Below are 25,054 nucleotides of genomic sequence, written 5' to 3' on the forward strand. Positions count from 1 at the left end.
CGACAGCGACGAGTGGGGAGTTCGGGGTGTCCGAGTGGACGACACGGGGTGCCTGGGGGTTCGACTCGCGGTCATCCGACGACCTCCGGGGCCTTGCCGGGTTCGGCGACGGCGCCGACGCGGAGGCCGTGGCCGTCCCAGAGGCCCCAGGCGTCGAACGGTTCGCCGCCGGTCAGCGCGAGCGCGCGGTCGAGGGCGGCATCGCCGCGGACCGGCAGCGCCCGCCGCGCCACGTCGACCAGGAACCGGACGTCGGCGGTCGGGCGCACGGCGGCGCAGCCCAGCGGGTGCACGCGCTGCCACGGGTCAGCGCGCAACGCCGGTTCGAGGCCCGCCAAGGCTTCCCGCCACGTCGTGGGCACCGGGATCGCCTCGGCCGACCGGTCGCCGACCAGCTCACCCACCGCGATCCGGCGCGGCGGCACTCCGGGGTACGGGTGCAACGTGCCCGTGACCTCCCGGCCGTGCGGCAGCGACGGCGCGGGGCTCGCGACGCCCGCCGCGTACCGGACGCCGACCACCCACTCGCCCAAGTCCCGACCCCAGCTCCACTGCCGGACCGTCCGCACGACGCCGTCGTCGGTCTCCAGCCGCAGCAGGGCCACCCACCGGTCCGACCAGCCCGCCGACGCCCGCACCTGCTCCTCCGGCACCGGGAAGCCCAGCCGGGCGCGCACAACGTCGCCCAGCGGCCCCTCAGCGCCCTCGGAGAGCCCGGCCAGCAGGTGGAGGCCGCCAAGGCGATCCGCGGCGTCCACGGCCCACTGCGGGCCTCCTGCGGCCACCACCTCGCGCAGCCCGGCGACCGCCGACACCAGACCGGGCGCCTGCGCGTCGACCATCCGCGCGGTGATCGAGTGCCACCAGGCCGCGTCGCGCCCCGGCAGCCCGGCCACGCCGGACCCCGCGAGGTCGCTCAGCCAGTCGCGCAGCGCGGCCACGCCGCCGCGCACCGCCTCGGCCCGGCCGCGAGCCGTCTTCTCCTTCGCACGGGCGCGCCGCTCGACCGCCTCGGGCGAGGAGTCCACGGGAACGGCGGCCGCCGTGCGCTTCGAATGCCAGTCCTCGGCCCAGTCCGGCGGCGCGTCGGCGACCGGCACGTCGCCCCGGACGTGCACCAGTTGCAGCGCCACCGCGTGCTTGCACGGGAACTTCCGCGACGGGCAGGAGCACTTCGTCGACCGGTCACCGAGATCGACGCAGACCCGGTACGGGTTCTTGCCGCTGCCCGCGCACAGCCCCCACAGCAGAGCCGCCGTCCGACCGGTGCCGCTCCACCCCGCGGTGGCGGCCAGCCTGGTGGCGCTGCTCGCCACCTGACCGTCCGGCGCCTGCTCCAGCACTGCCTGTGCGTCCATGGTCAAAACGCTAGGGCAGGGCACCGACAAAAACGCGTCGGCGCAGGTCAGATGTCCAAGAGGTCCTTCGGGTCGAACGAGATCGGGAACGGCAGCGACGTCTCAAAGAGGTGCCCGGCGATCGCGGACGCGAGTTCCTCGTAGTCGGCCACGCCCAGCTTGAGCAGGCGGACGGTCGCCGTCTTGCGCTGCGCCGAGACCTCGACCTCCATGAAGTAGGGGATGCCCGCTTCGGCGCACAGCAGCGGCTTGTCGATCCGGTCCCGTTTGCGGCTCGACGGGGAGACGAACTCGACCACCATGGTCACGTAGTGCGGAGGCACCCACACCAAGCCGGCCGCGGGCTGGTTCAGGACGGTCACGTCCGGCTGGATCCAGCGAGTGCTCTGGAAAGCGACGTTGACCGTTCCGTAGACCCGGTGCTTGGTCGCGACCGCGGGAGCGTCCAAGCGCTTCTGGAGCTGGTAAGCCGCGTACGAGTTGGTGCTGGACTCGTACGGGCTCATGATCAGGTTTCCGTCCAGACACTCGTACTTGCCGACGTTGAAGCCGGGGATGGGGAGGTAGTGCTCGGCGACCTCGGTCGACCACATGCCTGCGAGTTCGACCAGTGGGTCGAACGGCTCGTACTCGGGCGCGGCCATCGGATTCGCCTCCCTCTGACGTTCCCGCGTAGGCGGGTTGATCGTCTTCACCGCCCGATTCTAGTGCACGGCCCAGTCCCGCCCCTGGCCTGCATCACTCCAGGTCAGGACCCCTACGAGCCCACGACCACGCGTACTTCGGGTCCTCCGTCGCCAGCGCCGCCTCGCCCAGTTCCAGCGGGCGGAACGTGTCGACCATGACGGCCGTCTCGTCGAAGTACTCGACGCCCAGCGACGCCTCCACGGCGCCGGGCTGCGGGCCGTGGGTGCAGCCCGACGGGTGCAGCGAGAGCGACCCGATGCCGATGCCGGAACCCTTGCGCGCCTCGTAGTTCCCGCCGACGTAGAACATCAGCTCGTCGGAGTCCACGTTCGCGTGGTTGTAGGGCACCGGCACCGCGAGCGGGTGGTAGTCGACCTTGCGCGGGCAGAACGAGCAGACCACGAAGTTCGGCCCCTCGAACGTCTGGTGCACCGGCGGCGGCTGGTGCACGCGCCCGGTGATCGGCTCGAAGTCGCGGATGTTGAACGCCCACGGGTACAGGCACCCGTCCCAGCCGACCACGTCGAACGGGTGGTTGGCGTAGGTGAACCTGGTCAGCCCGGCGCGGTGCCGCACGAGCACGTCGACGTCCTCGCCGTCGACCAGCAGCGGCGCCGTCGGGCCGCGCAGGTCGCGCTCGCAGAACGGCGAGTGCTCCAGGAACTGCCCCTTCGCGGACAGGTACCGCTTCGGCGGCCCGATGTGGCCGGTGGCCTCCAGGACGAGGATGTCCATCGCCTGATCGGGTACTACCCGGTAGGTGCACGAAGTGGGGATCACGACGTAGTCGCCGTCGCCCACGGTGATCGCGCCGTAGATCGTCTCGACGGTCCCGCTGCCCTGGCGGACGTAGAGCAGCTCGTCGCCCGCGGCGTTGCGGTAGAGCGGGCTCGGCGCGTCGGCGACCACGAACCCGATCGTCACGTCGGCGTTGCCGAACAGCGTGCGGCGGCCGGTGACCGCGTCCACGCCGCCGTCCGGCCAGCTCAGCGCGGGCGTCTTGAAGTGGCGCGGCTTGAGCGGCAGGTTCGGCGTGGTGGTCCCGCGGGTGTCCTCGACGGTCTGCGCGTCCACGATCGCGGTGGGCAGGAACCGGTGGTAGAGGAGCGCGGAGTCGGCCGAGAAGCCCTCCACTCCCATGAGCTCCTCGGCGTACAGCCCACCGTCCGGATCGCGGAACTGGGTGTGGCGCTTTCGGGGGATCTCACCGACTTGGCGGTAGTACGCCATGATCACTCCGGGCGTTCGATAGTCGGACATCTTTGTTCATTGGCCGATACGCCACTAGCGTGTCAGCCGTGTCAAGCGCCTTCGAACTCCGTGCGCCAGGTCCACGCGGTACTCCGCCCCTGCTGGCAAGGCTTGTCGACGATGCCGCCCTGTTCCCGCCGGGCAGCGCGTCCATGCCCGACGCGGTGCGCGGGCACCTCGACGCGCGTGTCAGCGAATGGGCCGGCGCCATGGGTCTGTTCCTGTGTCCAGCGTCACGCCTGGCTGAGCTGATCACCGAGTTGATCAAGGTCAAGCCGGTCAAACCCATCGCCCTCTCCCTGGTCATCGACACCGGCCTCGGCGGTGTTCCCAAGGCCGTGTCGATCGTCGAGTCCCGCAGTGAGCTCCTCGCGCTGCGGATGGTCGAGATGCCCGCCCCGTCCGACGTGGACGAGCAGTGGCTCGAACGCGTCTCGGAGTTCGTGCCCGAGGACGTGATCCGCGTGGTCGAGCCGAGGCGCGGCGGCGCCGAGTGGCTCGACGGCGTGCGCCGCGTCATCGAGCACGGGAGCTGGCCCAAGCTGCGCTGCGGCGGCGTCAGCAAGGAGAACTTCCCGAGCGTCGACGAGGTCGCGGACTTCCTCGCGGTGGTCAGCCACAGCGGGGTCGCGTTCAAGGCCACCGCGGGACTGCACCACGCCGTCCGGCAGACCGACGAGGCCACCGGCTTCACCCACCACGGGTTCCTGAACCTGCTGGTCGCCACCGCGCGCTCGCTGTCGGGCGGGGACGTCCGGGAAGCGCTGGGCAGCACCGACGGCCAGGCGCTCTCGGCCGAGGCCAACGAGCTGACCGACCCGGCGGCGCACGCCGTCCGCGGCGTCTTCGCCTCCTACGGGTCGTGCTCGCTGGCCGACCCGATCAAGGACCTCGACGACCTGGGTCTGCTGTGAGCTGGGTCGACGCCCCCGGTTTCGACCGCGATGAGCCGTTCGGGCCGCAGACGCTGCCCTACGGCGTGGTCGACGCGGGCGTCGCCGTGCGCGTCGGCGATCGGGCTCTGCCGCTGCGGCCGCTCGCCGGGTACCTCGGCGAGCGGCTGGCGGGCCTGGTCTCCGCGGACACGCTCGACCCGCTATTGGCGGCCGGGCGGCCCGCGTGGAGCGAGCTGCGGGCCCGCGTCGTCGAGCTGGTCGCGGCCACGGCCGCCCCGCGCGGCGCCGGACTGGTGCCGCTGACCGGCGCGGTCCTGCCGTTCACGGTCGCGGACTACGTGGACTTCTACTCCTCGCGCCACCACGCGGAGAACGTCGGCAGGATCTTCCGGCCGGACTCCCCGGCGCTGCCGCCGAACTGGACGCACCTGCCGATCGGCTACCACGGCCGCGCGGGCACGGTCGTCGTGTCCGGCACCGACGTGGTCCGCCCGCACGGCCAGCGCCGCGGCCACCCGAACCCGGAGTTCGGGCCCTCCCGGCGGCTCGACATCGAGGCCGAGGTCGGCTTCGTGTGCGGGGGACCGGTCGCCTCCCGGCTGTCCACCTCTCGCGCCGCCGAGCACGTGTTCGGCGTCGTGCTGCTCAACGACTGGTCCGCCCGCGACATCCAGGCGTGGGAGTACCAGCCGCTCGGCCCGTTCCTCGGCAAGTCGTTCGCCACCTCGATCTCCGCGTGGGTCACCCCGCTGGAGGCGTTCGCGGTGGCTCGGGTGACCCCGCCGCCGCTGCCGAACCCGCTGCACGACTACCTCGTCGAGGACCAGCCGTGGGGGCTCGACCTGAGCATCGAGGTCGAGTGGAACGGCACGGTCGTCTCGCGGCCGCCGTTCCGCGAGCAGTCGTGGACGTTCGCGCAGCAGCTCGCGCACCTTTCGGTCAACGGCGCTACGGTGCGACCGGGAGACCTCATCGCGTCCGGCACGGTCTCCGGGGCGGAACGCGACGAACGCGGCTCGTTCCTCGAACTGAGCTGGGGCGGCGAGCAGCCGGTCGCCCTGTCCGACGGCACGGAGCGGACCTTCCTCGAGGACGGCGACACGGTGCGCATCACCGCCACCGCCCCCGGCGAGGAGGGCTCGCTGGTCGGCCTCGCCGAGGTCGTCGGCACGATCGAGCCCGCCGACGGGAAGTAGAAGACCTTGGTCAGACCGCAGTCGGACCCGCGCGGACGCGCCCCCGTGCCCGTGACGCCCTCCAAGGAGAGCTCGCTGACCCTGGAACGGGGTCTCGCCCTGCTCCAGGCCGTCGCGGACGCGGAGACCGACGCGCCGAGCATCAGCGAGCTGGCGGCCGCCATCGGCGCCAGCCGGGCGGCGGTCTACCGGCTGCTGGTGCCGTTGCAGTCCAGGGGGCTGGTGCGGCGCGAGGGTTCCAAGGTGCGGCTCGGGCTGGGCGTGCTGCGGCTGGCGGCGAACGTGCTGCCGCAGCTGCGGCAGGCCGCCCAGCCCGCGCTGCGGGAACTGGCCGACCAGGTCGGCGCCACCGCCCACCTGACCGTGGCGGACGGCAGCGAGGCCCAGGCGGTCGCCGTCGTGGAACCGTCCTGGACGGCCTTCCACGTGGCTTACCGGGTCGGGAGCAGGCACCCGGTGCACCGCGGCGCTGCGGGCAAGGCCATCGGGCTGCCCGCGGACGTCCGGCAGTGGGTGCAGTCGACCGGTGAACTCCAGCCGGGCGCCTACGGCGTGGCGTCACCGGTGCGCGGCGTGCCCGGCCTGCGGGCCAGCGTGGGCGTGGTGGCGCTGGAAAGGCTCGACGGCGAGTCCATCGGGCCCCAGGTCGTGCGGGCCGCGCAGGACGTCGCAGCCGCCCTCAAGTAGCCGGCCCCACCTCGACGGCTCAGCCGAACACCGCCTGCCACAGCGCGATCAGCGCGAACGCGGAGAACACGAACCCCGCGCCGCGGTTGATCAGGTGCGCGGGCACTCGGCGGCTGAGCTTGCCGCCGATGAACACGGCCAGCGCCGAGACGGCCATCAGCGCGAGGAACGCGCCGAGCACGACCGCGGTCGGCTGGGCGAAGCGCGCGGCCACACCCACGGCGGCGAGCTGCGAGGCGTCGCCGAACTCGGCGGCGAACAGCGTGCCGAACGACGTCAGCGCGGCCCGGCGGAACGTGGCGGGCTGCTTGCCCGCGCCCGACCCGTCGGCCTCGTCGGTGTCGTCGTTGGCGAAGCCCTCCCGGAACAGCAGGAACGCGCCGATCCCGAAGATCAGGAACACCGCGCCCGCGACCAGCCGGTTCGGCAGCAGGGCGATGGCGCTGCCCAGCGCCACGGCGATGACGGCCTGGAAGGCGAACGCGACAGCGGCGCCCGCCAGCACCGGCATGGGGCGGAACCTGGTGGTCAGCACCAGGGTCAACGCCGTCGTCTTGTCGGGGAGTTCGAGCAGGAACACCAGCCCGAAAGCGGTGACCAGTGCCAGGAACCACGATGCCATTGGTGGCGAGCCTCCACGTCCGATGAAGCCCGGACGGAGGCGCAACAGACCCCGACCGGGCATGTTGCACTACCCGGCCGGAGGTCTCGTTCGCCCACACAAGGTGGGTGAGGGACCGGATCCCACGACTGGCGGATCAGTATGTCGATCACCTCGCCGCGCCACAGCCGTTGACTGGCGCTGGTGGCAGCGGGAACTACTCCCCTCTGGCACCACGGATGCTACAGGGCGCCCGTCCCCGGCGCGCTGCCGACCGGCATGGTCCCGGTCGCACCGGGACCTAGGTCCTACCCGTACGGGGGACCGTCGCACCTGATCAGGACCAGTGTCCCGGACCTACCGTCGAACCGTGGACGTACTGGATCTCGCGCGGTGGCAGTTCGGCATCACCACCGTCTACCACTTCCTCATGGTGCCCCTGACGATCGGCCTGTCCCTGCTCGTCGCCTGCATGCAGACCGCGTGGGTGCGCACCGGGGACCGGCGGTACTACGCCATGACCAAGTTCTGGGGCAAGCTGCTGCTGATCAACTTCGCCATGGGCGTGGTGACCGGCATCGTCCAGGAGTTCCAGTTCGGCATGACCTGGAGCGCCTACTCCCGCTTCGTCGGCGACGTCTTCGGCGCGCCGCTCGCGATGGAGGGCCTGGTCGCGTTCTTCGTCGAGTCGACCTTCCTCGGCCTGTGGATCTTCGGGTGGGACCGGCTGTCCAAGAAGGTCCACCTCGCCTGCGCGTGGGCGTTCTCGCTCGCCACCATCGCGTCGGCCTACTTCATCCTGGCCGCCAACTCGTGGATGCAGCACCCGGTCGGCATCGAACTCGTCGACGGCCGCGCCCGGCTCACCTCGATCTGGGCCGTCCTGGGCAACAACACCGTCCTCGCCGCCTTCCCGCACACGGTCTTCGGCGCGTTCGCCGTCGCCGCGACGTTCCTCGTCGGCATCGGCGCCTGGCACCTGTGGAAGCGCACGGACGAGGAACCCGTGTGGCGCTCGTCGCTGAAGCTCGGCACCTGGGTCGGCGTGGTGGCGTTCGCGGGCGTCGCGATCACCGGCGACTTCCAGGGCAAGCTGATGTTCGAGCAGCAGCCGATGAAGATGGCGGCCGCCGAAGCGCTGTGCCACACCGAGGAACCCGCCAGCTTCTCGGTGTTCGCGATCGGCGACGTCACCCGCGCGGACTGCGAGAGCGTCAAGAGCGTCACCGTGCCCGCGCTGCTGTCCTTCCTGGCGCACAACGACTTCACCAGCGAGGTGAAGGGCCTCGACGAGCTGGTGCCGATGTACCAGGAGAAGTACGGCACCAACTACCCGGTCGACGACCGGCTCGGCGAGCTGTCCGGCAAGCCGATCGACTACGTGCCCGTGCTGCCGGTGACCTACTGGGGCTTCCGCCTGATGATCGGGTTCGGCGCGATCGCCGCGGCCGTCGGGCTGGCCGCGCTCTGGCTCACCCGGCGCGGCCGGGTCCCGCGCGGCCGGTGGTTCCCGCTCGCGGCGCTGGCGAGCATCGCGACCCCGTTCCTGGCCAACAGCTTCGGCTGGATCTTCACCGAGATGGGCCGCCAGCCCTTCGTCGTCGTGCCCAACCCGTCCGGAGTGGACGGTGTGTGGATGTTCACCGCGCAAGCGGTCTCGTCGTCCACGGTCGGGGAGGTCCTCACGTCGCTGATCGTGCTCACCGCTGTCTACGGCCTGCTGGCCTGCGTCGAGGTCTTCCTGCTCCGCCGCTACATCCGGGCGGGGGTGGCGGGCGTGGTACCGCCGCCGAAACCCGCCGAATCCGACGACGCGCTCACCTTCGCGTACTGAGAGGAGAACGGCCGTGGACCTCGCAACCGTCTGGTTCTGCGTGATCGCCCTGCTGTGGCTGGGCTACCTCTTCCTGGAGGGCTTCGACTTCGGCGTCGGCATGCTGCTGCCGGTGCTCGGCCGCGACGAGACCGAACGCCGCGTCCTGATCAACACCATCGGCCCGGTCTGGGACGGCAACGAGGTGTGGCTGATCGTCGCGGGCGCGGCTACGTTCGCCGCCTTCCCCGGCTGGTACGCCTCCCTGTTCAGCACGGTCTACCTGCCGCTGCTGGTCTTCCTGGTCGGGCTGATCGGCCGCGGCGTCGCGTTCGAGTACCGCGGCAAGGTCGACTCGGCCCGGTGGCGGTCGCGCTGGGACAAGGTGATCATCGTCGGCTCGTGGATCGCCCCGCTGTCGGTCGGCCTGCTGCTCACGTCCAGCGTGCTCGGCCTGCCGATCGACGCCAACGGGGACCGCGTCGGCTCGCCGTTCGCCTCGATCCGCTGGGACACGGTGCTGGGCGCGCTCGCCGTCGCGGGGTACGCGCTCGTGCACGGCGCGGTGTTCATCGCGCTCAAGACCGAGGGCGACATCCGGCTCCGGGCCCGCGCGCTCGCGTTGCGCGTCGCCCCCATCGCACTGCTGCCGCTGGTCGTGCTGCTGCTCGTCGTGCAACTCCACTCGGGCTCGGTGTGGACGTGGGCGGCGTCGATCGTGGTGGCCTTGGCGGCGCTCGGCGCGATGGCCAGGCTGTACCTCGGCCGCGAGGGCCAGGCGTTCGCGCTGATGGCCGTCGCCGTCGTCGGGGTCGTGGTCGCGCTGTTCGGCGCCCTCTACCCCAACGTGCTGCCGTCGACCCTGGACCCGGCGAACTCGCTGACCATCGCAGACACCGCGTCCAGCCCGTACACGCTCACGGTGATGACCTGGGTCGCCGCGTTCGGCACCCCGGCGGTGCTCGTCTACCAGGCGTGGACCTACTGGGTGTTCCGCAAGCGCATCGGCACCCGGCACATCCCGCCGGTCCACGTCCCGTCGTCGTGAAGGGCCCGCTCGGCGCGCTGCCCGCGCTGTCCCGCTCGGCCCGCTGGGCACTCGCCTGGTGCGCCTGCCTCGCCGCGCTGACCGCCGCCGCGACCGTCGTGCAGGCGGTCGCGCTCGCCACAGCGCTGACCGGCGGCTCGTCGTGGGCGGTGCTGGCCGGGGCCGTCGTCGCACGGGCCGGGCTGGCCTGGGCGACGGAATCCGTCGCCGCCCGCGCCGCCGCCGGCGCGAAGGAGGAACTGCGGGCCGCGCTGCTGGACCGCTCACTCGCACTGGGCCCCGCGTGGATCGCGGGCCGCGGCCCGGCGGAACTGGCCGTCCTCGCCACCAAGGGCCTGGACGCGCTCGACGCCTACTTCACCCGCTACCTGCCCGCGCTGGTCACGACCGCCGTCGTCCCACCGCTGGTCGGCGCCTGGATCCTGGTCACCGACCCCACGTCGGCCGTGCTGATCGCGCTGACCATCCCACTGATCCCGGTGTTCGCCATCCTCATCGGCCTGTTCACCCAGCGGCAGGTCACCGCCGCCGCCGACACCACCGAACGCCTCTCCGGCCACCTGCTCGAACTCGTCCGCGCCCTGCCGGTGCTCACCGCGTTCCGCCGCGCCGAGGCGCAGGCGACCGCCGTCCGGCAGATCGGCGACCGGCACCGCAGAGCCACCATGGGCACGTTGCGCGTCGCGTTCCTGTCCGCGCTTGTGCTGGAGATCGCCGCCTCGCTGTCGGTCGCCCTGATCGCGGTCGGCATCGGCCTGCGCCTCGTCTCCGGCGACCTGACCCTCGTCACGGCACTCGTGGTCCTGATCCTCGCCCCCGAGTGCTACCTGCCGCTGCGCGCCGCCGGCGCCGCCCACCACGCCAGCGAAGACGGCCTCGAAGCCGTCCGCCGCGTCAACGACGTGCTGACGGGTGCGGGGGGCGTGCCGGATGTCGCTTCGGCTGGTGCGGACACAACTCTGACCAGTGCAGGCGCGGCTTCCGCCGAAACGACCACCGCTCCAACCAGCGCAAACACCGCACCGACCCCAACGCAGCCCCCACCCGACCCTGGGGGGCGTCCCTGCTCCAGCGTACCGCCTTCACCCGGTCGGGAAGGGGTTGTCGATCTTGCCTGTGGACAACTACAGAACCTGTGGACAACTCACGTCCGAACGGGTGACACCCTGCTTGACGTGCGCGATCTGCACGTGCATCGGCGTGAGCAGGACGCTCCGGACGGTGTGAGCTTCACGGTGCGCGCGGGGGAGGTCCACCGGCTCGACGCACCGAGCGGGGCGGGCAAGTCGACGACGATCGCGGTGCTGCTCGGCTTCGTGCGACCGGACGCGGGGGAGGTGCTGGTCTGCGGGAACGACCTGTCCACTGTGGATTTGTCGACTTGGCGCCGAATCGTCTCCTGGGTGCCGCAGCGGCCCGCGTTCGCGGGGGCGACGGTCGTCGAGGAGCTGGAACTCGTCCTCGGTCGCAGGCCGGAACGGGGGGAACTCGCGGAGGTCGCGGCCGAACACCTTTATGACCGGCGCGTTAACGACCTGTCCACAGGCGAGCGCCAGCGCGTGGCCGTGGCGCGGGCGCTGCTGAAGGTCCGGGCGGGTGCGCGGGTGCTGCTGCTCGACGAGCCGACCGCGCACCTCGACCCGCCGACCGCGGCGCTGGTCATGGCCGCCGTCCACCGGGCAGCCGCGACCGGCGTCGCCGTCGTCCTCGCCACGCACCGGCTGGCGGAAGCCGTCGACGAACCGGCACCCGTCAACCGGATCCGCACCGACCACCGGGACAGCGCCACCACGAGGAAGCCCGGACGGCTGCTCACCGGTCGGGCCCTGGCCGGAGCCGCGCTCGGCATCGCGGCGCTCGGCAGCGGTGTGGCGCTCAGCGCGCTGGCGGCTTACCTCATCGCCCGCGCCGCCGAACAGCCGCCGATCCTGACGCTGTCCGTGCTCGTGGTCGGCGTGCGGACGTTCGCCCTGGCCAAGGGCGTGCTGCGCTACCTGGAACGGCTCGTGTCGCACGAAGCCGCGTTCCGGCTCGCGGGCGACCTGCGGGTCCGCCTGTGGGAAGCGCTGGTGCGCCTCGGCCCCGCCAGGCTGCGCCGCGACACCCTCCAACGGCTGGTCGACGACACCGACACCGTCCGCGACCTGGTGCCCCGCGTGCTGCTGCCCCCGATCGTCGCGGCGGGCGTCGGCGCGGGCGCGGTGCTGCTGTTCACCCTCATCCTCCCGGCGGCCGGGCTGGCGTTGGCGGTCGCGCTGCTGGTCGGCGGCCTGGCCGCCCCCGCCGTGGCGGTCGCGGTCGAACGCCGGGCCAGCACCGTCCTCGCCCGCGGCCGTCGTGAACTCGGCGCCGAGGTGTTCACGCTGCTCGACGCGGCCCCGGACCTCATCTCGTTCGGCGCGCACGAGCGCAAGCGCGCCGACGTGGCCGAACGCGACGCCGAACTCGTCCGGCAGGCCCGCAGGCAGGCGCTCGGCGCCGGTGCGGCCACGGCCGTGCTCCAGTTGACCACCGGTCTCGCCTCACTTGTCTGCACGGCGCTCGCGCTCGGCCACGTCGACCCGCTGCTGGTCCCGGTCCTCGGACTGGTGCCGCTCGCGCTGGCCGAGGCGCTCGGCGGGCTGCCGCAGGCCGCGCAGCAACGCGCCGCCCTGCGCGAAGCGCACCAGCGGCTGACCGAGGTGATCGACAGCGACGACCAGGCGGAACGCGGCCCCGACGCGCCGGTGCGACTGCGCGCCGCCGACCTCGGCTGGCCCGGTGCGGAACCCGTGCTCAAGGACGTCGACCTGGACCTGCCGGTCGGCTGGACCGCCGTCGTCGGACCGTCCGGCGCGGGCAAGTCGACGTTGTTCGCGGCGCTGCTCGGGTTCCTGACGCCGGTCCAGGCGCCGCACCGCGTGGCGTGGTGCCCGCAGGAACCGCAGCTCGTGGCCACGACCGTCCGCGAGAACCTGCGGATGGCCGACCCGCACGCCGACGACGACCGGCTGCGCGACGCGCTGCGGCTGGCCGGACTGCCGGAGTGGGCCGACCGGCTCGACACGGCGATCGGCAACGGCCTGCTGTCCGGTGGCGAGGCGCAACGGGTCGCACTGGCCAGGGCCCTGCTCCACGACGCCGACCTGGTGCTGCTCGACGAACCGACCGCGCACCTCGACCCGCCGACCGCGCGGGCGCTGCTCGACCGGCTCGCCGTCGCGCTGCGCGGCCGCACCGTCGTCCACATCACCCACCGGCCGGAGGAGACCGAGGGCGCGGACCTGGTGCTCGACGTCGCCGACGGCCACGTGCGGGAACGGGCCTACCGTTGAGCGTCGTGGACCCCAGCCAGGTGCTCGCCGCGTCGACCGAGATCACGTCGGCCGCGCTCGCGGGCGACGACCCCGACGCCGTGCTCCCGCTCGTCGTCCGGTCCGCCGCGGCCCTCGCCGAAGCCGACCTCGGACTCGCGATGCTCACCGCCGAAGACGGACGGCTGGTCGTCGAGGCCTCCTACGGCTTCGGCTTCGACGGCGACCCGGTCGGCTCCGTCCTGTCCGCTCGCTCCGCCGCGGCCAGAGCCGCCCGCGGCGGCGTGCCCGTGGTCACCGCCGACGTCACGACCGACCCCCGCACAGCCCCGTTCGTCCCCAAGGCCCTGCGCGGCTACGGCCCGTTCGCCGTCGCCCCCTTCGGCACCCGCGAACGCAAGATCGGCGCCCTCGCCGTCTACCGCCGCCGCGGCGAACCACCGTTCGAACCGGAAACCGTCGACCTGCTGGCCGCCTTCGCCGCCCAGGCCGGCCTGGCGGTCGTCCTAGCCGAGGGCGCGACCGCCCGCAGGCGGGTCGCCGTCTACCAGGAACGCGAACGCATCGCCCGCGACCTGCACGACGTCATCATCCAGCGCCTGTACGCCACCGGCGTCCAACTCGACCTGCTCGGCAGAAGACTCGGAAAGCAGCTGGACGCCCGCGAAACCACCCGCCTCACCGAAGCCGTCGACCAGTTGGACGAAACGATCGCCGAGGTCAGAGCCACCGTCCGCGCCCTCCGCAGCGCCGACCCCGGCAAATCCGCCCACCGCGACCTCGTCGACTCGGTCCGCGCCGAAACCCGCATCGCAGGCGAACTCCTCGGCTTCGCCCCGGTCCTGGACGTCGAAGGCGACCCCACCGATGTCCCCGCGAACCTCGCCGACCACCTCCGCGCCGCCCTCCGCGAAGCCCTCTCCAACGTCGTCCGCCACTCCGGCGCCCATTCGGTGCGGGTGGACCTGCACCGCGAACCCCACCGCCTGCTCCTCCGCGTCACCGACGACGGCTGCGGCATCCCCCGCGACGTCGCCCGACGCGGGCTGCGGCACCTGGAGGAACGCGCCATCGCGGCGGGCGGGAGCAGCGAGGTCACGTCGTCACCGAGGACGGGTACGACGATCACCTGGCAGGTACCGCTGTGACCGGCGGTCAACGGCGGTCGTGAGCGCACTCGGCTGAGTGGTATTTCGGCCTGTTCACCCTGCGGTTATAAGAGTAGGGTTATGGTCCGGATGTGGATTGGGAAGTCGAACTGCACAACGACGTGGCCCAGTGGTTCGAAGCTTTGTGCATCGCGGACCGCGGCTGTGCGGACCTGGTGGAGGCAGCTATCGACCACTTGGCTCAAGAAGGACCTCGACTTGGTCGGCCACTTGTGGATCGGATCCACGGTTCGCGCTTCCACAACATGAAGGAGTTGCGGCCAGGGTCCGCCGGGTCCAGCGAGGTGCGGATCCTCTTCGCCTTCGATCCGGCTCGCAAGGCGATCCTGCTGGTCGCGGGCGACAAGTCAGGGCAGTGGCGGGACTGGTACCCGACCAATGTCCCGATCGCCGACCACCGCTACGCGGAACACCTGATCGCGACCGTGAAGGAGAGCTGAGGGATGGCACGTTCATGGCGTGAGGTCAAGGCGGAGAAGGAGCGGCTGGACGTCGAGGCCGGGCGTGACGTGGAAGCGGTCCGGTCTGATGCCCGTGCGCGGACCGAGGCCTACATCGTGGGCTTCCGCTTGGCGCTGCTCCGGGAACAGGCAGGTTTGACGCAGACCGAACTGGCGGTGCGCATGGGGGTGAGCCAACCACGGGTGAGCCAACTGGAGAAGGGGGACGTAGGGCAGATGGAGGTCGACACGGTGAGCCGCTACGTCGCCGCTCTGGGCGGCAAGCTCAAGATCGTCGCCGATTTCGACGACCACGAGGTCACCGTGTCGACCAGCGAGGTCGACCGGGATGATGTCCGCGTCTAACGCGACCGCCGCGCCACCCAAGCCGCCGCCTGCGTCCGCCGCTCCATCCCCAACTTCGCCAACACAGCCGTCACGTAGTTCTTCACCGTCTTCTCCGCCACGAACAACCGCTCGGCGATCTGCCGGTTCGTCATCCCCTCCCCGATCAACTCCAACACCCGCCGCTCCTGATCCGTCATCCCGGCCAGCTCGTCCACCTCGACCGGCCGCCGCATCCGCTCCAGCACCCGAGCCGTGGTCACCGGATCCAGCAACGACCTCCCAGCCGCCACCTCCCGCACAGCCGTGACCAGGTCCTGCCCCCGGACCTGCTTCAACAAGTACCCCGAAGCACCGGCCATGATCGCCCCCACCAGCGCTTCCTCGTCGTCGAAAGCCGTCAGCACCAGACACCGGGGCCCGCCGGGCAGCGCCCGCAACCGCTTGCACAGCTCCACCCCGCTCCCATCGGGCAGCTGCACGTCCACCACAGCCACGTCCGGCCGGGAGGCAGCGGCGCGGACGACGGCCTCGGCCACCCCGCCGGCCTCGGCGACGACCTGGATGTCGTCCTCGTCGTCGAGCATCTCGCGCAGTCCCCTGCGCACCACCTCGTGGTCGTCGACCAGCAACACGCTCACGGACACGTGGCAACCGTACGGCGAATGCCGGTTCACGAGCGGCCCTCGTGTTGACACAGTTCAAGGATGGTCGTTCGCCCCATCGAGGAAGCCGATCGGATCGTTGTCGGACGTCTGGTTCTCGAACTCCAGCACGCGCACACCGCGGTGGCGCACGGGGAGGTGTTCTTCCCCGCCAGCCTGCCCGGATTCCTCGTGGAGCAGCAGGACCGCGTGCTGGGTCTGCTGACCTACGCGACGTCCGGGCCGGTGCTGGAGATCGTCACGATCGACGCACTCCGTCGAGGCCGGGGGGTCGGCAGTTCCCTGGTCGACGCGGTGGTGCTGCGCGCGCGAGAGCTCGGCTGCACGCGCGTCCGCCTGACCACGACGAACGACAACCTGGACGCGATGCGCTTCTACCAGCGCCGCGGGTTCAAGCTGGCGGCGTTGCGGCCGGACGCGGTGCGCGAGTCGCGCAGGCTGAAACCCGAGATCCCGGTCGTCGGGGATTACGGCATCCCCATCACGGACGAGCTGGACCTGGAGAGACGGGTGTCGATCCGCTAGTTGTGCACAGTTGTCCACATGGTTGTCCACAGGGCTGTGCACAACCTGTGGCTAACGCCTCGGCAGCGGGCTGAACACCTCGTCCCACGCCGCGGCGACCTGGCGCGCGCACGTTTCCGGCGCGACGCCGCCCACACCCGTGCCGAGACCGGGCATGGCCAGGGTGCGCACGACCTCGCGCACCGGCCTGCCGTCCTCCAGCCGCCCCTCCTGCCAGAGCCGCAGGACGGCCCGTGCCGCGAGGTACGGGTGCACCGTGTCCTCCGGCAGGCGTTCGCCGGGGTGGCGCACGGTCGGGGCGCTGATCAGCCACTGCGGCTCGGGTTCGCCGGTGGACACCAGCATCGCCTCGCCGACGGGCAGTTCGCCGCCGTGCAGGGCGAGCACCGCGCTGCGCACGGCGGCCTCGACGTCGGGGAAGGCCCGCGCGTAGACGGCGTCCATGCCACCCCGCATCCAGCCCGAGGAGTTGGCCGGGCTGACGACAGCCTCGGCGATGATGTCGAGCACGGAGCCCCGGTGGACCCGGATCCCCGCCCGACCTTCCGCCACCGAGAGCCAGGCCGTGGCCAAGGGCTCGTCGACGGCGCACAACACGATTTGGGGAGCTGCCGGAGTGTTGATCTCACCCTCCGCATCGGGGGACACGGGACAAGCATTCCAGTTGCGACACCCACTTCGGAACCGGGTTGGGCACCGGCCGGTAGGGTGATCCTCGACTCAACGGCGCCCACCCCGCGCGGCCCTCGTATGGTTGCCCCGTGTCGCGCATCGCCTATTTCGGGCCACAAGGGACTTTCACCGAGCAGGCCGCCCTCGGCTTCGTCCACGGCGGACGCGACGAACTCGTTCCATTCGCGACGGTTCCGCAGGCGCTGGCCGCGGTCCGCGAGGGCGCCACCGAGGCCGCGTGCGTCCCCGTGGAGAACTCAGTCGAGGGCGCCGTCCCGGCGACGATGGACGCGCTCGCCGAAGGCGACCCGCTGGTCGCCGTCGCCGAGACCGTGCTGGCCGTCCGGTTCAGCGTCCTGGTCCGACCGGACACCGACGTCGTCCGCACGGTCGCCAGCCACCCGCACGCCCTCGCCCAGGTCCGGCACTGGCTCGCCGAGCACCTGCCGGAGGCCTCCGTCGTGTCGACGACGTCGACCGCCGCCGCGGCCCTCGCGGTGCAGCGCGGCGAGTTCGACGCGGCCGTGAGCGCCCCGGTCGCGATCAACCACTACCCGCTGCGCGAACTGGCCACCGGGGTCGCCGACGTGGCGGGCGCGAAGACCAGGTTCCTGCTGCTGCGCCGCCCCGGCCCGCTGCCCGAGCCCACCGGCGCGGACCGCACCTCCCTGCTCGTGACGACGGCCGACCGGGTCGGCGCGCTGTCCGAGCTGCTCGTCGAGCTGGCGCTGCGCGGGATCAGCCTGACCCGGATCGAGTCCCGCCCGACCAAGGGGCGGCTGGGCGAGTACCGGTTCTACATCGACCTCCTCGGCCACGTGGCCGAACCCAGGGTGGGTGACGCGCTGGCCGCGCTGCACCGGCACTGCAGGCAGGTCCGGTTCCTCGGGTCCTACCCGCAGGCCGAGCCCGCCGTGAGCGGCGTCCCGGTCGCCGCCAGCAACGAGGACTTCATCGCGGCGGCCGACTGGGTGGCCGCGGTACGAGAAGGAGCAGGCGCGTGAAGTTGATGCTGGTGCGGCACGGCGAGACCGCGTCCAACCTGAGGATGGCCCTCGACTCCCTGCCGCCGGGCCCGCCCCTGACCGACCTCGGCCAGGAGCAGGCGAACCTGCTCGCCGACGCCCTGGCCGACGAGCCCGTGGTGGCCGTCTACGCCAGCACGGCCGTGCGCGCGCAGCAGACCGCCGCGCCGATCGCCGCGCGGCACGGGATGGCCGTGCAGGTCGTGGAAGGCGTGCAGGAGATCTTCTGCGGCGACCTCGAAGGCCGCTCCGACCGCGAGGCCTACGGCGTGTTCGTGAAGACCGCCACGGCGTGGGCGGCGGGCGACCTCGACCTCATGCTGCCCGGCGGCGAGAACGGCCGCCAGGTCGTCGACCGCTGCACCGGCGCCATCGCCGCGATCACCGAGGGCGTGACGGAGGGGACGGTCGTGCTGGTCAGCCACGGTGGTGCGATCCGGCTGACCGGTCAGGCGCTCGCGCCGAACGTGACGTCGGACCTGGCCGCGGGCGGCCTGCTGCCGAACACCGGACGGGTCGTGCTGGAGTCCGACGGCGACGGCTGGCGCTGCGTCGCGTGGTCCGGCGTCGACATCCCGAACGCCTGACCCCTCAGGTAGTTCCACTCGCTATTTTCGCATCCGAACCGGCAATTCGACGTGCCCGTTGTAGATGAACGTCGGCAACGGCTGGAGTTCCGCGGCCGGCACGGCCAGTTCGATGTCCGGAAAATGCGAGAACAGCGCGGGCAGTGCGATTGATGCCTCCATTCGGGCTAGTGGCGCGCCGATGCAGTGGTGCACGCCGTGCCCGAATGCGAGGTGTTCCCTGTCGGGTCGGGTCAGGTCGAACTCGTTCGCGGTGCGGCTGTGCGCGACCGGATCCCGGCCCGTGGCGCCGAACGACAGCAGGATCGGCTCACCCGCCTTGATCACCACCTCGTAGCCGAGGTCGATGTCCTCCACGGCGAAGCGCAGCGGCAGGTGCTGCACCGGGCCCTCGACGCGCAGCGTCTCCTCGATCACGTCGGCCCAGGTCGCGTCGCCCGCCTTGACCAGCTTGAGCTGGTCGGGGTGGGTGAGCAGGGCCACGACGGCCTTGCTCAGCAGGTTGGCCGTGGTCCCGCTGCCCGCGCCGATCATCAGCACCAGCGCGGCGTTGACCTCGTTCTCGGAGAGCTGCTCCTCGCCGTAGCGGGCGGCGATGAGGTCGCTGGCCATGTCGTCACCCTGCACCATGTACCGCGTCGCCACGAGCGCGCCCAGGCACATCGTGAGGTCCATGAAATCGCGGTCGTCCGAGGTGGGGCGGTTGATCGCCTGGATCGCGTGCGACGCCCTCGCCCGGAACGAGTCCGGGATGCCGATCAGGTCGCACAGCGCTTCGGCGGGCACGACGTCGGTGAACGCCCGCCGCAGGTCGAGCACCTCCCCCGGTCGGGCCCGGCCCAGTTCCCCCATGATCCGGTCCACCGTGCCGTGCACCTTCGCCCGCACGGACTCCACGCGGCGCGGCGTGAACGCGCTCGCCATCAGCATCCGCAGGCGCTGGTGGTCGGAGCCGTGGGTGGTGAAGGCGTTCGTGGTCGAGACGAACCCCCGCAGGGGCCAGTCCTGCGGCAGGCCCGCGTAGGCGGGCCAGTGCCGCTGGGGGTCCTTGGACACGCGCGGGTCCTCGCAGAGCCGCTTGACGACCTGATGTCTTGTCACGGACCAGGCCGAGACGCCGCCGGGGAGCATTACCCGCGTCGCGGGACCCTTGACGCGGAGGCGGTCGTTCTCGGCGTGCAGGAATCGCCCGGAGGGGTCGATCGTCGTCTGGCGAAACTGCGGCTCCATGGTCACGGTCTCCGGGTGTGATCGGTACGTGATCTGACGGAGCAGTATTATCGTGCATTGTGGAAAATCACGGTCAAGTGATCCCGCGAGTCGCGTTCCAACGGCATTGATGCGCCGAGCGGCGCCCGTCGAGCGAATAGCGGTCGACGAACGGTCGGCGAGCGGAGTTCGCCAACCGACAAGTGCCCTAGCCCCAGCCGAGTTCGTGCAGGCGGTCGTCGTCCACGCCGAAGTGGTGGGCGATCTCGTGGACCACGGTGATCGCCACTTCGTTCACCACGTCGTCCTCGTCGTGGCAGATGTCGAGGATGGCCTCGCGGTAGATGAAGATCCGGTCCGGCAGCACCCCGCCGTAGTCGGACGTCCGCTCGGTGAGCGCCACGCCGTGGTAGAGCCCGAGCAGCGTCGGCTCGTCCGGATTGCGGTCCTCGATCAGCACCACGACGTTGTCCATCGCCGCCGCGAAGTCGGGCGGGATGAGGTCGAGCGACTCGCCGACCAGTTCCTCGAACCGGTCGCGCGTCATCTCGACGCTCACGGCGCGTTCGACGTCGAACTGGGCGCGGCCGAGGACGACTCGCTCGACTTCTGGCTCGACGACGACGACGACGGCTTGTTCGACGCGGACCCCTCTTCGGAGTGCAGCGGCGCGCCGGTGGCCTCCGCCTGGCTCACGGCGGTGGTCTGCGGCGGGTTGGACGTGGTCAGCGGCGGCGCGTCGGGGTTGCGCACGGACCCGCTGAACGCGGTCAGCCCGGAGGCGTCCGCGGGGATGGCGCCGATCTTGCAGTTCACCCGCTTCGACCCGGCCGCCCAGCTCTCCGGCGCCCGGTTGTCCCAGGTCACGACCAGGCCCTTGCCCTTGAGGTCGACACCGCCCGCGTACTCGGCCGCCATCGCGTCGCAGGTCGCGGGCAGCACCTCGTCCTGCTTCTCCGGCGGCGGGAAGTCAGCGCCCTGGATCGCGGCGGCGAGGTCGACCACGCCGATGATCTCGAACGTGTGCGGCTGCGCGCAGTCCACCGGGTCGCCGACGGACTTGCCGTTCAGGCCGAGGCAGACACCGGGGTCGTAGACGTCGGACTGGTCCTGCTTCGTCGCCGACCCGAACGACGGCAGCAGCCCACCGGCCGGGCCGACCACCTGGAGACCGCAGCGCAACGTGCGGAAACCGGCGCCCCACTCCTGCGTGCCGGGGTTCAGCGGGCCGACGGTGTACTTGCCGAACGGGTCGTACTCGCCGCTCAGGAAGTCCAGCGACGGCTTCGTGCACTGGTCGAGGCTGATCTTCTGCCACTCGTCGTCCGTCGGGTACTTCGCGTCCTTCGGGTAAGTGGTGGCCAGGTCCACCTTCCCGGTCACCTCGAACAGGTGCTGGTTGCCGCAGTCGACCTTCTGGACGTCCGACAGGTCGGATTTCGTCCAGTTGAGGCAGTCCGCGGCCTCGGACTCGTAGGCTGGGTTCACGGTCGGACGTGCGGGGGTACTCAGTGCGCCACCGCCGCTGACCGGCCAAGACGTGAACGCGCTCAGCCCGAGGAGGAGGAACCCCCCCACGGACGCGCCGACCATGACCAACCGCGTACCGCGGATGTGGCCACCACGACGAAACCACTGAGCGTTCATAGACATCTACTCCATGATGCCTGTGCCGTCCGAGCCGCCGACGAGGTGGGGGAGGAGTGTTGCTATTAGGACACTCACCACCCGCTTCTCGACTGATCTCTGTACCGTCCCCGCCGGGAGTGGCTGATGACTGAGAACGACAGGTCCGGGACCTCTGGAACACCCTGGACCGGATCCGATGGACCGACGCCGCCGAGCGGCGTGCCGAGCAGCGGCGTGCCCGCGGAGGGCTCCGCGCCGCCGCCGTACGTGCCCGCGAGCGAGCAACCGCCCGAGCAGCCCGCGAATCCGCGAGGGCGGATCAGGCAGCAGGACGGCTCGTCGAAGCCGCGTCCGCCGACACTGGCCGAGCAGCGCGCCCGCGCCGCCGCCCAGCAGGAGCTGATCGCGGCCGACCAGGCCCGCGAGGCCGAGTACCTGCGGAAGAAGAAGGTCCGCAAGCGGCTGCTCATCGGCGGCGGCGTCACGGTCGGCGTGGTCGCGCTGGTCGCGATCGGGTACGCGGCGCTGAGCCCGGACAACGTGACCGCGACCTGCACGACCAGCGACGACGTCGTGGTCGCCGACGACAACAACTGCGATCCCACCTACGCCAGCTCGCACGGCGGGTACTCCAGCGGCGGCTTCATCTACATGCCGATCGTCGGCGGTGGCTACAGCCAGTACCGCTACAACTACGGCGGCACCGGTGTGGTCGGGCAGAAGGTCTCGGGCGGCACCACGGTCAAGCCCCCGAAGGCGAACATCTCGACCCGGTCGGGCACCTCGGTGCAGCGCGGCGGGTTCGGCGTGTCCAGCGGCGGCAGCAAGAGCGGCACGAGCGGGGGCAGCTGAGTTGCGCCGTGCTACCTCCCCGCCGCGGCCGAACTGGCAGCGGACCGTCTCGGAGCAGGGTCTGGTGTTCGGCGCGCCCGCCAGGGGCGTCGCGGGCGTCGAGCGCCCGTACTGGGACGAGTCGGCGCACTACGTCTTCGAGATGAGCGACATCCTCTCCCTCGAAGCCGACGTCGAACTGCTGCACAGCATGTGCCTGGAAGCCGTGGACAACGTCGTGCTGACCGAGCGGTACCGCGACTTCGGCATCCAGGAGTGGATCTGGCCGAAGATCGCGGAGTCGTGGAAGCGGCGCGACCCGCACGTCTACGGGCGGTTCGACCTGCGCTACGACGGGTCGGGCCCGGCGAAGATGCTCGAGTACAACGCGGACACCCCGACCTCGCTGCTCGAGGCCGCGGTGCTCCAGTGGTACTGGAAGACCGAGGTGTTCCCGGACGACGACCAGTGGAACTCGATCCACGAGAAGCTGGTCGAGCGCTGGGGTGAGATCGGGGCGCTGCTGCCGTCCAACGAACTGCACTTCACCTGGTCGTCGGCCGACACGTCGGGTGAGGACCACATCACGCTCGCCTACCTCCAGGAGACCGCGGCCGAGGCGGGCATGAACACCGTCGGCCTGTCGATCGAGGACATCGGGTGGGACGGCCTGCTCAAGCGGTTCGTCGACCTCGAAGAGGCGCCGATGAACACCGTGGTGAAGCTCTACCCGTGGGAGTGGGTGGTCGACGAGCGGTTCGGCCGCTTCGCGGTGGAGAGCCTGCCCGGCACGCTGTGGGTCGAGCCGCTGTGGAAGATGCTGCTGTCGAACAAGGCGCTGCTCGCGGTGCTGTGGGAGATGTACCCCGGCCACCCGAACCTGCTGCCCGCGTTCCTCGACGATCCGGGGCTGCTCACGGAGTACGTGCGCAAGCCCCGACTGGGCCGTGAGGGCTCGAACATCCAGATCGTCGCTCCCGGCTACGAGACCCAGACCGGTGGGGTCTACGGCAAGGAGGGCTTCGTCTACCAGCTGTTCGACCCGCTGCCCGAGTTCGACGGCTACCGCCCCGCACTGGGCGCGTGGGTCGTCGGCGACCAGGCCGCAGGCCTGGGCATCCGCGAGACAGTCGGTCTGGTGACCGACGACGGCGCGGCTTTCGTTCCCCACCGGATCGTCGAATGACGCACCAGCACCACATGGAGGACCAGTGATCACCCAACTCGCGTTGGACCCCGGATTCGGTTCCACGATCGGCCGGGGCATCGGCGCGATCGCGCTGTACGCCGTGGTCGGCCTGCTGCTGATGGTCGTGGGCTTCTACGCCATCGACTTCACCACTCCCGGCCAGCTCAGCAGCCTGGTCCGCACGGGCAAGCCGAACGCGGTCATCGTGACCGCCGCCGGTCTGTTCAGCATGGCGCTGATCATCGTGGTCGCGATCTACAGCTCCGAGGGCAAGCTCCTCGAGGGCCTGCTCTACTCGCTGATCTTCGGCGCCGTCGGGATCATCGTCCAGGTCGTGGCCGTGCGCCTGCTCGAGTGGGTCACGCGCCTGGACATCGGCAGGCTCATCGAGTCCGAGGAGTTCGCGCCGTCGAGCGTCGTCGTGGCCAGCGCGCACGTCGCGCTCGGCCTCGTGGTGGCGGTCGCCATCAGCTAGTGATATCCGAAGGCGGTCGCGAGGGGTGACGGACTACCCTTACCCCTCGTGATCGACCTGAAGGCAGTGCGCGAGAACCCCGAAGCCGTCCGTGCGTCGCAGCGAGCGCGCGGTGAGGACGAGTCGGTGGTCGACGCGCTGCTCTCCGCGGACGAACGCCGACGTGCCGCCATCTCCAGGGCGGACGGGTTGCGGGCCGAGCAGAAGCTGTTCGGCAAGCAGGTCGGCAGGGCCAAGGGCGAGGAGCGCGAGGCGCTGCTGGCCAAGGGCAAGGAGATGGCCGCCGAGGTCAAGGCCGCTGAGACCGAGCAGCACACCGCCGAGGCGGAGCTGACCGAGCTGCACCGCGCCATCCCGAACATCGTGCACCCCGACGCCCCCGAGGGCGGCGAGGACGACTACGTCGTGCTCAAGCACGTCGGCGAGCCCCGCGAGTTCGACTTCGAGCCGCAGGACCACCTCGACCTGGGCGTGAAGCTCGGCGCGATCGACATGGAGCGCGGCGCCAAGGTCGCGGGCTCGCGGTTCTACTTCCTCACCGGCATCGGCGCCCAGCTGGAGCTCGCCCTGCTGAACATGGCCGCGAGCCTGGCCACCGACAACGGCTTCACGCTGATGATCACGCCCACGCTGGTGCGGCCGGAGATCATGGCGGGCACCGGCTTCCTCGGCCAGCACGCCAGCGAGGTGTACCGGCTGCGCGACGACGACCTGTACCTGGTCGGCACGTCGGAGGTGCCGCTCGCCGGCTACCACGCCGACGAGATCCTCGACGGCGAGCGCCGGTACGCGGGCTGGTCGTCGTGCTACCGCCGCGAAGCGGGCAGCTACGGCAAGGACACCCGCGGCATCATCCGCGTGCACCAGTTCAACAAGGTCGAGATGTTCTCCTACGTTCGCCCCGAGGACGCCGAGGCGGAGCACGCGCGCCTGCTGGGCTGGGAAGAGGAGATGCTCGGCCGCGTCGAGGTCCCGTACCGGGTCATCGACACGGCGGCCGGCGACCTCGGCACGAGCGCGGCCCGCAAGTTCGACTGCGAGGCCTGGGTCCCGTCGCAGAAGGCCTACCGCGAGCTGACCTCGACGTCGAACTGCACCACGTTCCAGGCGCGCAGGCTGAACATCCGCTACCGCGACGAGAACGGCAAACCGCAGACCGTCGCGACGCTCAACGGAACCCTTGCGACCACCCGGTGGATCGTTGCCATCCTGGAGAACCACCAAATGGGTGATGGTTCAGTGCGCGTTCCCGTCGCGCTCCGCCCATACTTGGGCGGCCGCGAGGTTCTGGAGCCGATCTCCCGGTAGCACATTGGTCGGGCAAGTATGTGACTCTTCGTCATATTTCCCGGCGTTACATCGCTCTGACCGGCCATGTCTCAGATGGGTAACGAATACGTTCCGTAATGCTCCGGCGTGCACCCTTTGTGTAGCTCCTGGGTCCTTTCTGACGACACGTATCG

The 25,054-nt window shown here is 71.0% G+C and carries 25 protein-coding genes; 16 read left to right on the forward strand and 9 right to left on the reverse strand.

Features of this window, described 5'->3' with window-relative positions; genetic code table 11:
• Nucleotides 1-71 precede the first annotated feature (71 nt).
• The 3 genes from RM788_RS25745 to RM788_RS25755 form a co-directional block, all read right to left on the reverse strand.
• Nucleotides 72-1,358 (reverse strand): SWIM zinc finger family protein, encoded by a 1,287-nt coding sequence (locus RM788_RS25745; protein WP_315934324.1) that lies wholly within the window; start codon nt 1,356-1,358, stop codon nt 72-74.
• Nucleotides 1,359-1,405: 47 nt separating this feature from the next.
• On the reverse strand, nt 1,406-2,002 hold the full coding sequence (locus RM788_RS25750; RefSeq protein ID WP_315934325.1) for a Uma2 family endonuclease: 597 nt from the start codon (nt 2,000-2,002) through the stop codon (nt 1,406-1,408).
• A gap of 94 nt (nt 2,003-2,096) precedes the next feature.
• Nucleotides 2,097-3,275, reverse strand: coding sequence for a homogentisate 1,2-dioxygenase (locus RM788_RS25755; protein WP_315934760.1), 1,179 nt, complete (start codon nt 3,273-3,275; stop codon nt 2,097-2,099).
• Between the two features lie 68 nt (nt 3,276-3,343).
• Here RM788_RS25755 and RM788_RS25760 point away from each other — a divergent pair, with 68 nt between their 5' ends.
• Genes RM788_RS25760 through RM788_RS25770 form a run of 3 tightly spaced genes read left to right on the forward strand, consistent with a single transcriptional unit; the run spans nt 3,344 to nt 6,075 of the window.
• On the forward strand, nt 3,344-4,210 hold the full coding sequence (locus RM788_RS25760) for a hypothetical protein (RefSeq protein ID WP_315934327.1): 867 nt from the start codon (nt 3,344-3,346) through the stop codon (nt 4,208-4,210).
• On the forward strand, nt 4,207-5,388 hold the full coding sequence (locus RM788_RS25765) for a fumarylacetoacetate hydrolase family protein (RefSeq protein ID WP_315934328.1): 1,182 nt from the start codon (nt 4,207-4,209) through the stop codon (nt 5,386-5,388). Before RM788_RS25760 ends, RM788_RS25765 begins: the two co-directional genes overlap by 4 nt.
• Before the next feature lie 45 nt (nt 5,389-5,433).
• Nucleotides 5,434-6,075 carry an IclR family transcriptional regulator gene (locus RM788_RS25770; RefSeq protein ID WP_315934329.1) on the forward strand — a complete coding sequence of 214 codons (642 nt, stop codon included), beginning with the start codon at nt 5,434-5,436 and terminating at the stop codon, nt 6,073-6,075.
• 19 nt (nt 6,076-6,094) lie between these two features.
• On the opposite strand, the gene RM788_RS25775 is transcribed toward RM788_RS25770, so the two are convergent.
• Nucleotides 6,095-6,697, reverse strand: coding sequence for a TMEM165/GDT1 family protein (locus RM788_RS25775; RefSeq protein ID WP_315934330.1), 603 nt, complete (start codon nt 6,695-6,697; stop codon nt 6,095-6,097).
• 349 nt (nt 6,698-7,046) lie between these two features.
• Here RM788_RS25775 and RM788_RS25780 point away from each other — a divergent pair, with 349 nt between their 5' ends.
• From RM788_RS25780 to RM788_RS25805, 6 genes are all read left to right on the forward strand, one after another.
• Nucleotides 7,047-8,510: a cytochrome ubiquinol oxidase subunit I gene (locus RM788_RS25780; RefSeq protein ID WP_315934331.1), complete on the forward strand. Its 1,464-nt coding sequence runs from the start codon at nt 7,047-7,049 to the stop codon at nt 8,508-8,510.
• Nucleotides 8,511-8,523: 13 nt separating this feature from the next.
• Entirely contained in the window at nt 8,524-9,537 is a 1,014-nt protein-coding gene (gene cydB / locus RM788_RS25785) for a cytochrome d ubiquinol oxidase subunit II (protein WP_315934332.1), read from the forward strand.
• Nucleotides 9,534-12,851 (forward strand): thiol reductant ABC exporter subunit CydD, encoded by a 3,318-nt coding sequence (gene cydD, locus RM788_RS25790; protein ID WP_315934333.1) that lies wholly within the window; start codon nt 9,534-9,536, stop codon nt 12,849-12,851. Before cydB ends, cydD begins: the two co-directional genes overlap by 4 nt.
• Complete coding sequence (locus RM788_RS25795) at nt 12,848-13,978, forward strand: sensor histidine kinase (protein ID WP_399344805.1); 1,131 nt, start codon at nt 12,848-12,850, stop codon at nt 13,976-13,978. Before cydD ends, RM788_RS25795 begins: the two co-directional genes overlap by 4 nt.
• 92 nt (nt 13,979-14,070) lie before the next feature.
• The gene (locus RM788_RS25800) at nt 14,071-14,439 is read left to right on the forward strand and encodes a type II toxin-antitoxin system RelE/ParE family toxin (protein ID WP_315934335.1); all 369 of its coding nucleotides are present in this window, start codon (nt 14,071-14,073) and stop codon (nt 14,437-14,439) included.
• Nucleotides 14,440-14,442: 3 nt separating this feature from the next.
• Entirely contained in the window at nt 14,443-14,805 is a 363-nt protein-coding gene (locus RM788_RS25805) for a helix-turn-helix domain-containing protein (RefSeq protein WP_315934336.1), read from the forward strand.
• Here RM788_RS25805 and RM788_RS25810 read toward each other — a convergent pair.
• A complete protein-coding gene (locus RM788_RS25810; RefSeq protein ID WP_315934338.1) occupies nt 14,802-15,431 on the reverse strand; it encodes a response regulator in 630 nt (209 codons plus the stop codon). The genes RM788_RS25805 and RM788_RS25810 overlap by 4 nt on opposite strands.
• 60 nt (nt 15,432-15,491) lie before the next feature.
• On the opposite strand from RM788_RS25810, the gene RM788_RS25815 reads away from it, so the two are divergent.
• Nucleotides 15,492-15,974 (forward strand): GNAT family N-acetyltransferase, encoded by a 483-nt coding sequence (locus RM788_RS25815; protein WP_315934340.1) that lies wholly within the window; start codon nt 15,492-15,494, stop codon nt 15,972-15,974.
• A 51-nt stretch (nt 15,975-16,025) separates the two neighbouring features.
• Here the strand turns inward: RM788_RS25815 and RM788_RS25820 are convergent, their stop codons facing one another.
• On the reverse strand, nt 16,026-16,622 hold the full coding sequence (locus RM788_RS25820) for a macro domain-containing protein (RefSeq protein WP_315934342.1): 597 nt from the start codon (nt 16,620-16,622) through the stop codon (nt 16,026-16,028).
• A 113-nt stretch (nt 16,623-16,735) separates the two neighbouring features.
• On the opposite strand from RM788_RS25820, the gene pheA reads away from it, so the two are divergent.
• Both pheA and RM788_RS25830 read left to right on the forward strand, forming a co-directional pair.
• Nucleotides 16,736-17,650, forward strand: coding sequence for a prephenate dehydratase (gene pheA, locus RM788_RS25825; RefSeq protein WP_315934343.1), 915 nt, complete (start codon nt 16,736-16,738; stop codon nt 17,648-17,650).
• The gene (locus RM788_RS25830) at nt 17,647-18,258 is read left to right on the forward strand and encodes a histidine phosphatase family protein (RefSeq protein WP_315934345.1); all 612 of its coding nucleotides are present in this window, start codon (nt 17,647-17,649) and stop codon (nt 18,256-18,258) included. Before pheA ends, RM788_RS25830 begins: the two co-directional genes overlap by 4 nt.
• A 21-nt stretch (nt 18,259-18,279) precedes the next feature.
• Here the strand turns inward: RM788_RS25830 and RM788_RS25835 are convergent, their stop codons facing one another.
• From RM788_RS25835 to RM788_RS25845, 3 genes are all read right to left on the reverse strand, one after another.
• Nucleotides 18,280-19,488 carry a cytochrome P450 family protein gene (locus RM788_RS25835; RefSeq protein ID WP_315934346.1) on the reverse strand — a complete coding sequence of 403 codons (1,209 nt, stop codon included), beginning with the start codon at nt 19,486-19,488 and terminating at the stop codon, nt 18,280-18,282.
• A 187-nt stretch (nt 19,489-19,675) separates the two neighbouring features.
• The gene (locus tag RM788_RS25840) at nt 19,676-20,026 is read right to left on the reverse strand and encodes a metallopeptidase family protein (RefSeq protein ID WP_315934348.1); all 351 of its coding nucleotides are present in this window, start codon (nt 20,024-20,026) and stop codon (nt 19,676-19,678) included.
• Nucleotides 20,023-20,955 carry a septum formation family protein gene (locus tag RM788_RS25845; protein WP_315934349.1) on the reverse strand — a complete coding sequence of 311 codons (933 nt, stop codon included), beginning with the start codon at nt 20,953-20,955 and terminating at the stop codon, nt 20,023-20,025. Before RM788_RS25845 ends, RM788_RS25840 begins: the two co-directional genes overlap by 4 nt.
• A 285-nt stretch (nt 20,956-21,240) precedes the next feature.
• On the opposite strand from RM788_RS25845, the gene RM788_RS25850 reads away from it, so the two are divergent.
• From RM788_RS25850 to serS, 4 genes are read left to right on the forward strand one after another with little or no spacing between them, the layout of a single operon-like run.
• Nucleotides 21,241-21,948, forward strand: a complete 708-nt coding sequence (locus tag RM788_RS25850) for a hypothetical protein (RefSeq protein WP_315934351.1) — start codon at nt 21,241-21,243, stop codon at nt 21,946-21,948.
• 1 nt (nt 21,949) lies between these two features.
• On the forward strand, nt 21,950-23,113 hold the full coding sequence (locus tag RM788_RS25855; protein ID WP_315934352.1) for a glutathionylspermidine synthase family protein: 1,164 nt from the start codon (nt 21,950-21,952) through the stop codon (nt 23,111-23,113).
• 25 nt (nt 23,114-23,138) lie between these two features.
• A complete protein-coding gene (locus RM788_RS25860) occupies nt 23,139-23,591 on the forward strand; it encodes a DUF350 domain-containing protein (RefSeq protein WP_315934354.1) in 453 nt (150 codons plus the stop codon).
• A 48-nt stretch (nt 23,592-23,639) separates the two neighbouring features.
• A complete protein-coding gene (gene serS, locus RM788_RS25865) occupies nt 23,640-24,899 on the forward strand; it encodes a serine--tRNA ligase (protein ID WP_315934356.1) in 1,260 nt (419 codons plus the stop codon).
• Nucleotides 24,900-25,054 lie beyond the last annotated feature (155 nt).

The organism is Umezawaea sp. Da 62-37 (genome assembly GCF_032460545.1).
Classification (GTDB): Bacteria; Actinomycetota; Actinomycetes; order Mycobacteriales; family Pseudonocardiaceae; genus Umezawaea.

Excerpts from the sequence above, each read along its gene's own strand:
- RM788_RS25755 (WP_315934760.1), bottom strand. The coding sequence starts at position 3,275 with ATGGCGTACTACCGCCAAGTCGGTGAGATCCCCCGAAAGCGCCACACC.
- RM788_RS25850 (WP_315934351.1), top strand. The coding sequence starts at position 21,241 with ATGACTGAGAACGACAGGTCCGGGACCTCTGGAACACCCTGGACCGGA.
- RM788_RS25745 (WP_315934324.1), bottom strand. The coding sequence starts at position 1,358 with ATGGACGCACAGGCAGTGCTGGAGCAGGCGCCGGACGGTCAGGTGGCG.
- RM788_RS25815 (WP_315934340.1), top strand. The coding sequence starts at position 15,492 with ATGGTCGTTCGCCCCATCGAGGAAGCCGATCGGATCGTTGTCGGACGT.
- RM788_RS25775 (WP_315934330.1), bottom strand. The coding sequence starts at position 6,697 with ATGGCATCGTGGTTCCTGGCACTGGTCACCGCTTTCGGGCTGGTGTTC.
- RM788_RS25805 (WP_315934336.1), top strand. The coding sequence starts at position 14,443 with ATGGCACGTTCATGGCGTGAGGTCAAGGCGGAGAAGGAGCGGCTGGAC.
- RM788_RS25835 (WP_315934346.1), bottom strand. The coding sequence starts at position 19,488 with ATGGAGCCGCAGTTTCGCCAGACGACGATCGACCCCTCCGGGCGATTC.
- RM788_RS25750 (WP_315934325.1), bottom strand. The coding sequence starts at position 2,002 with ATGGCCGCGCCCGAGTACGAGCCGTTCGACCCACTGGTCGAACTCGCA.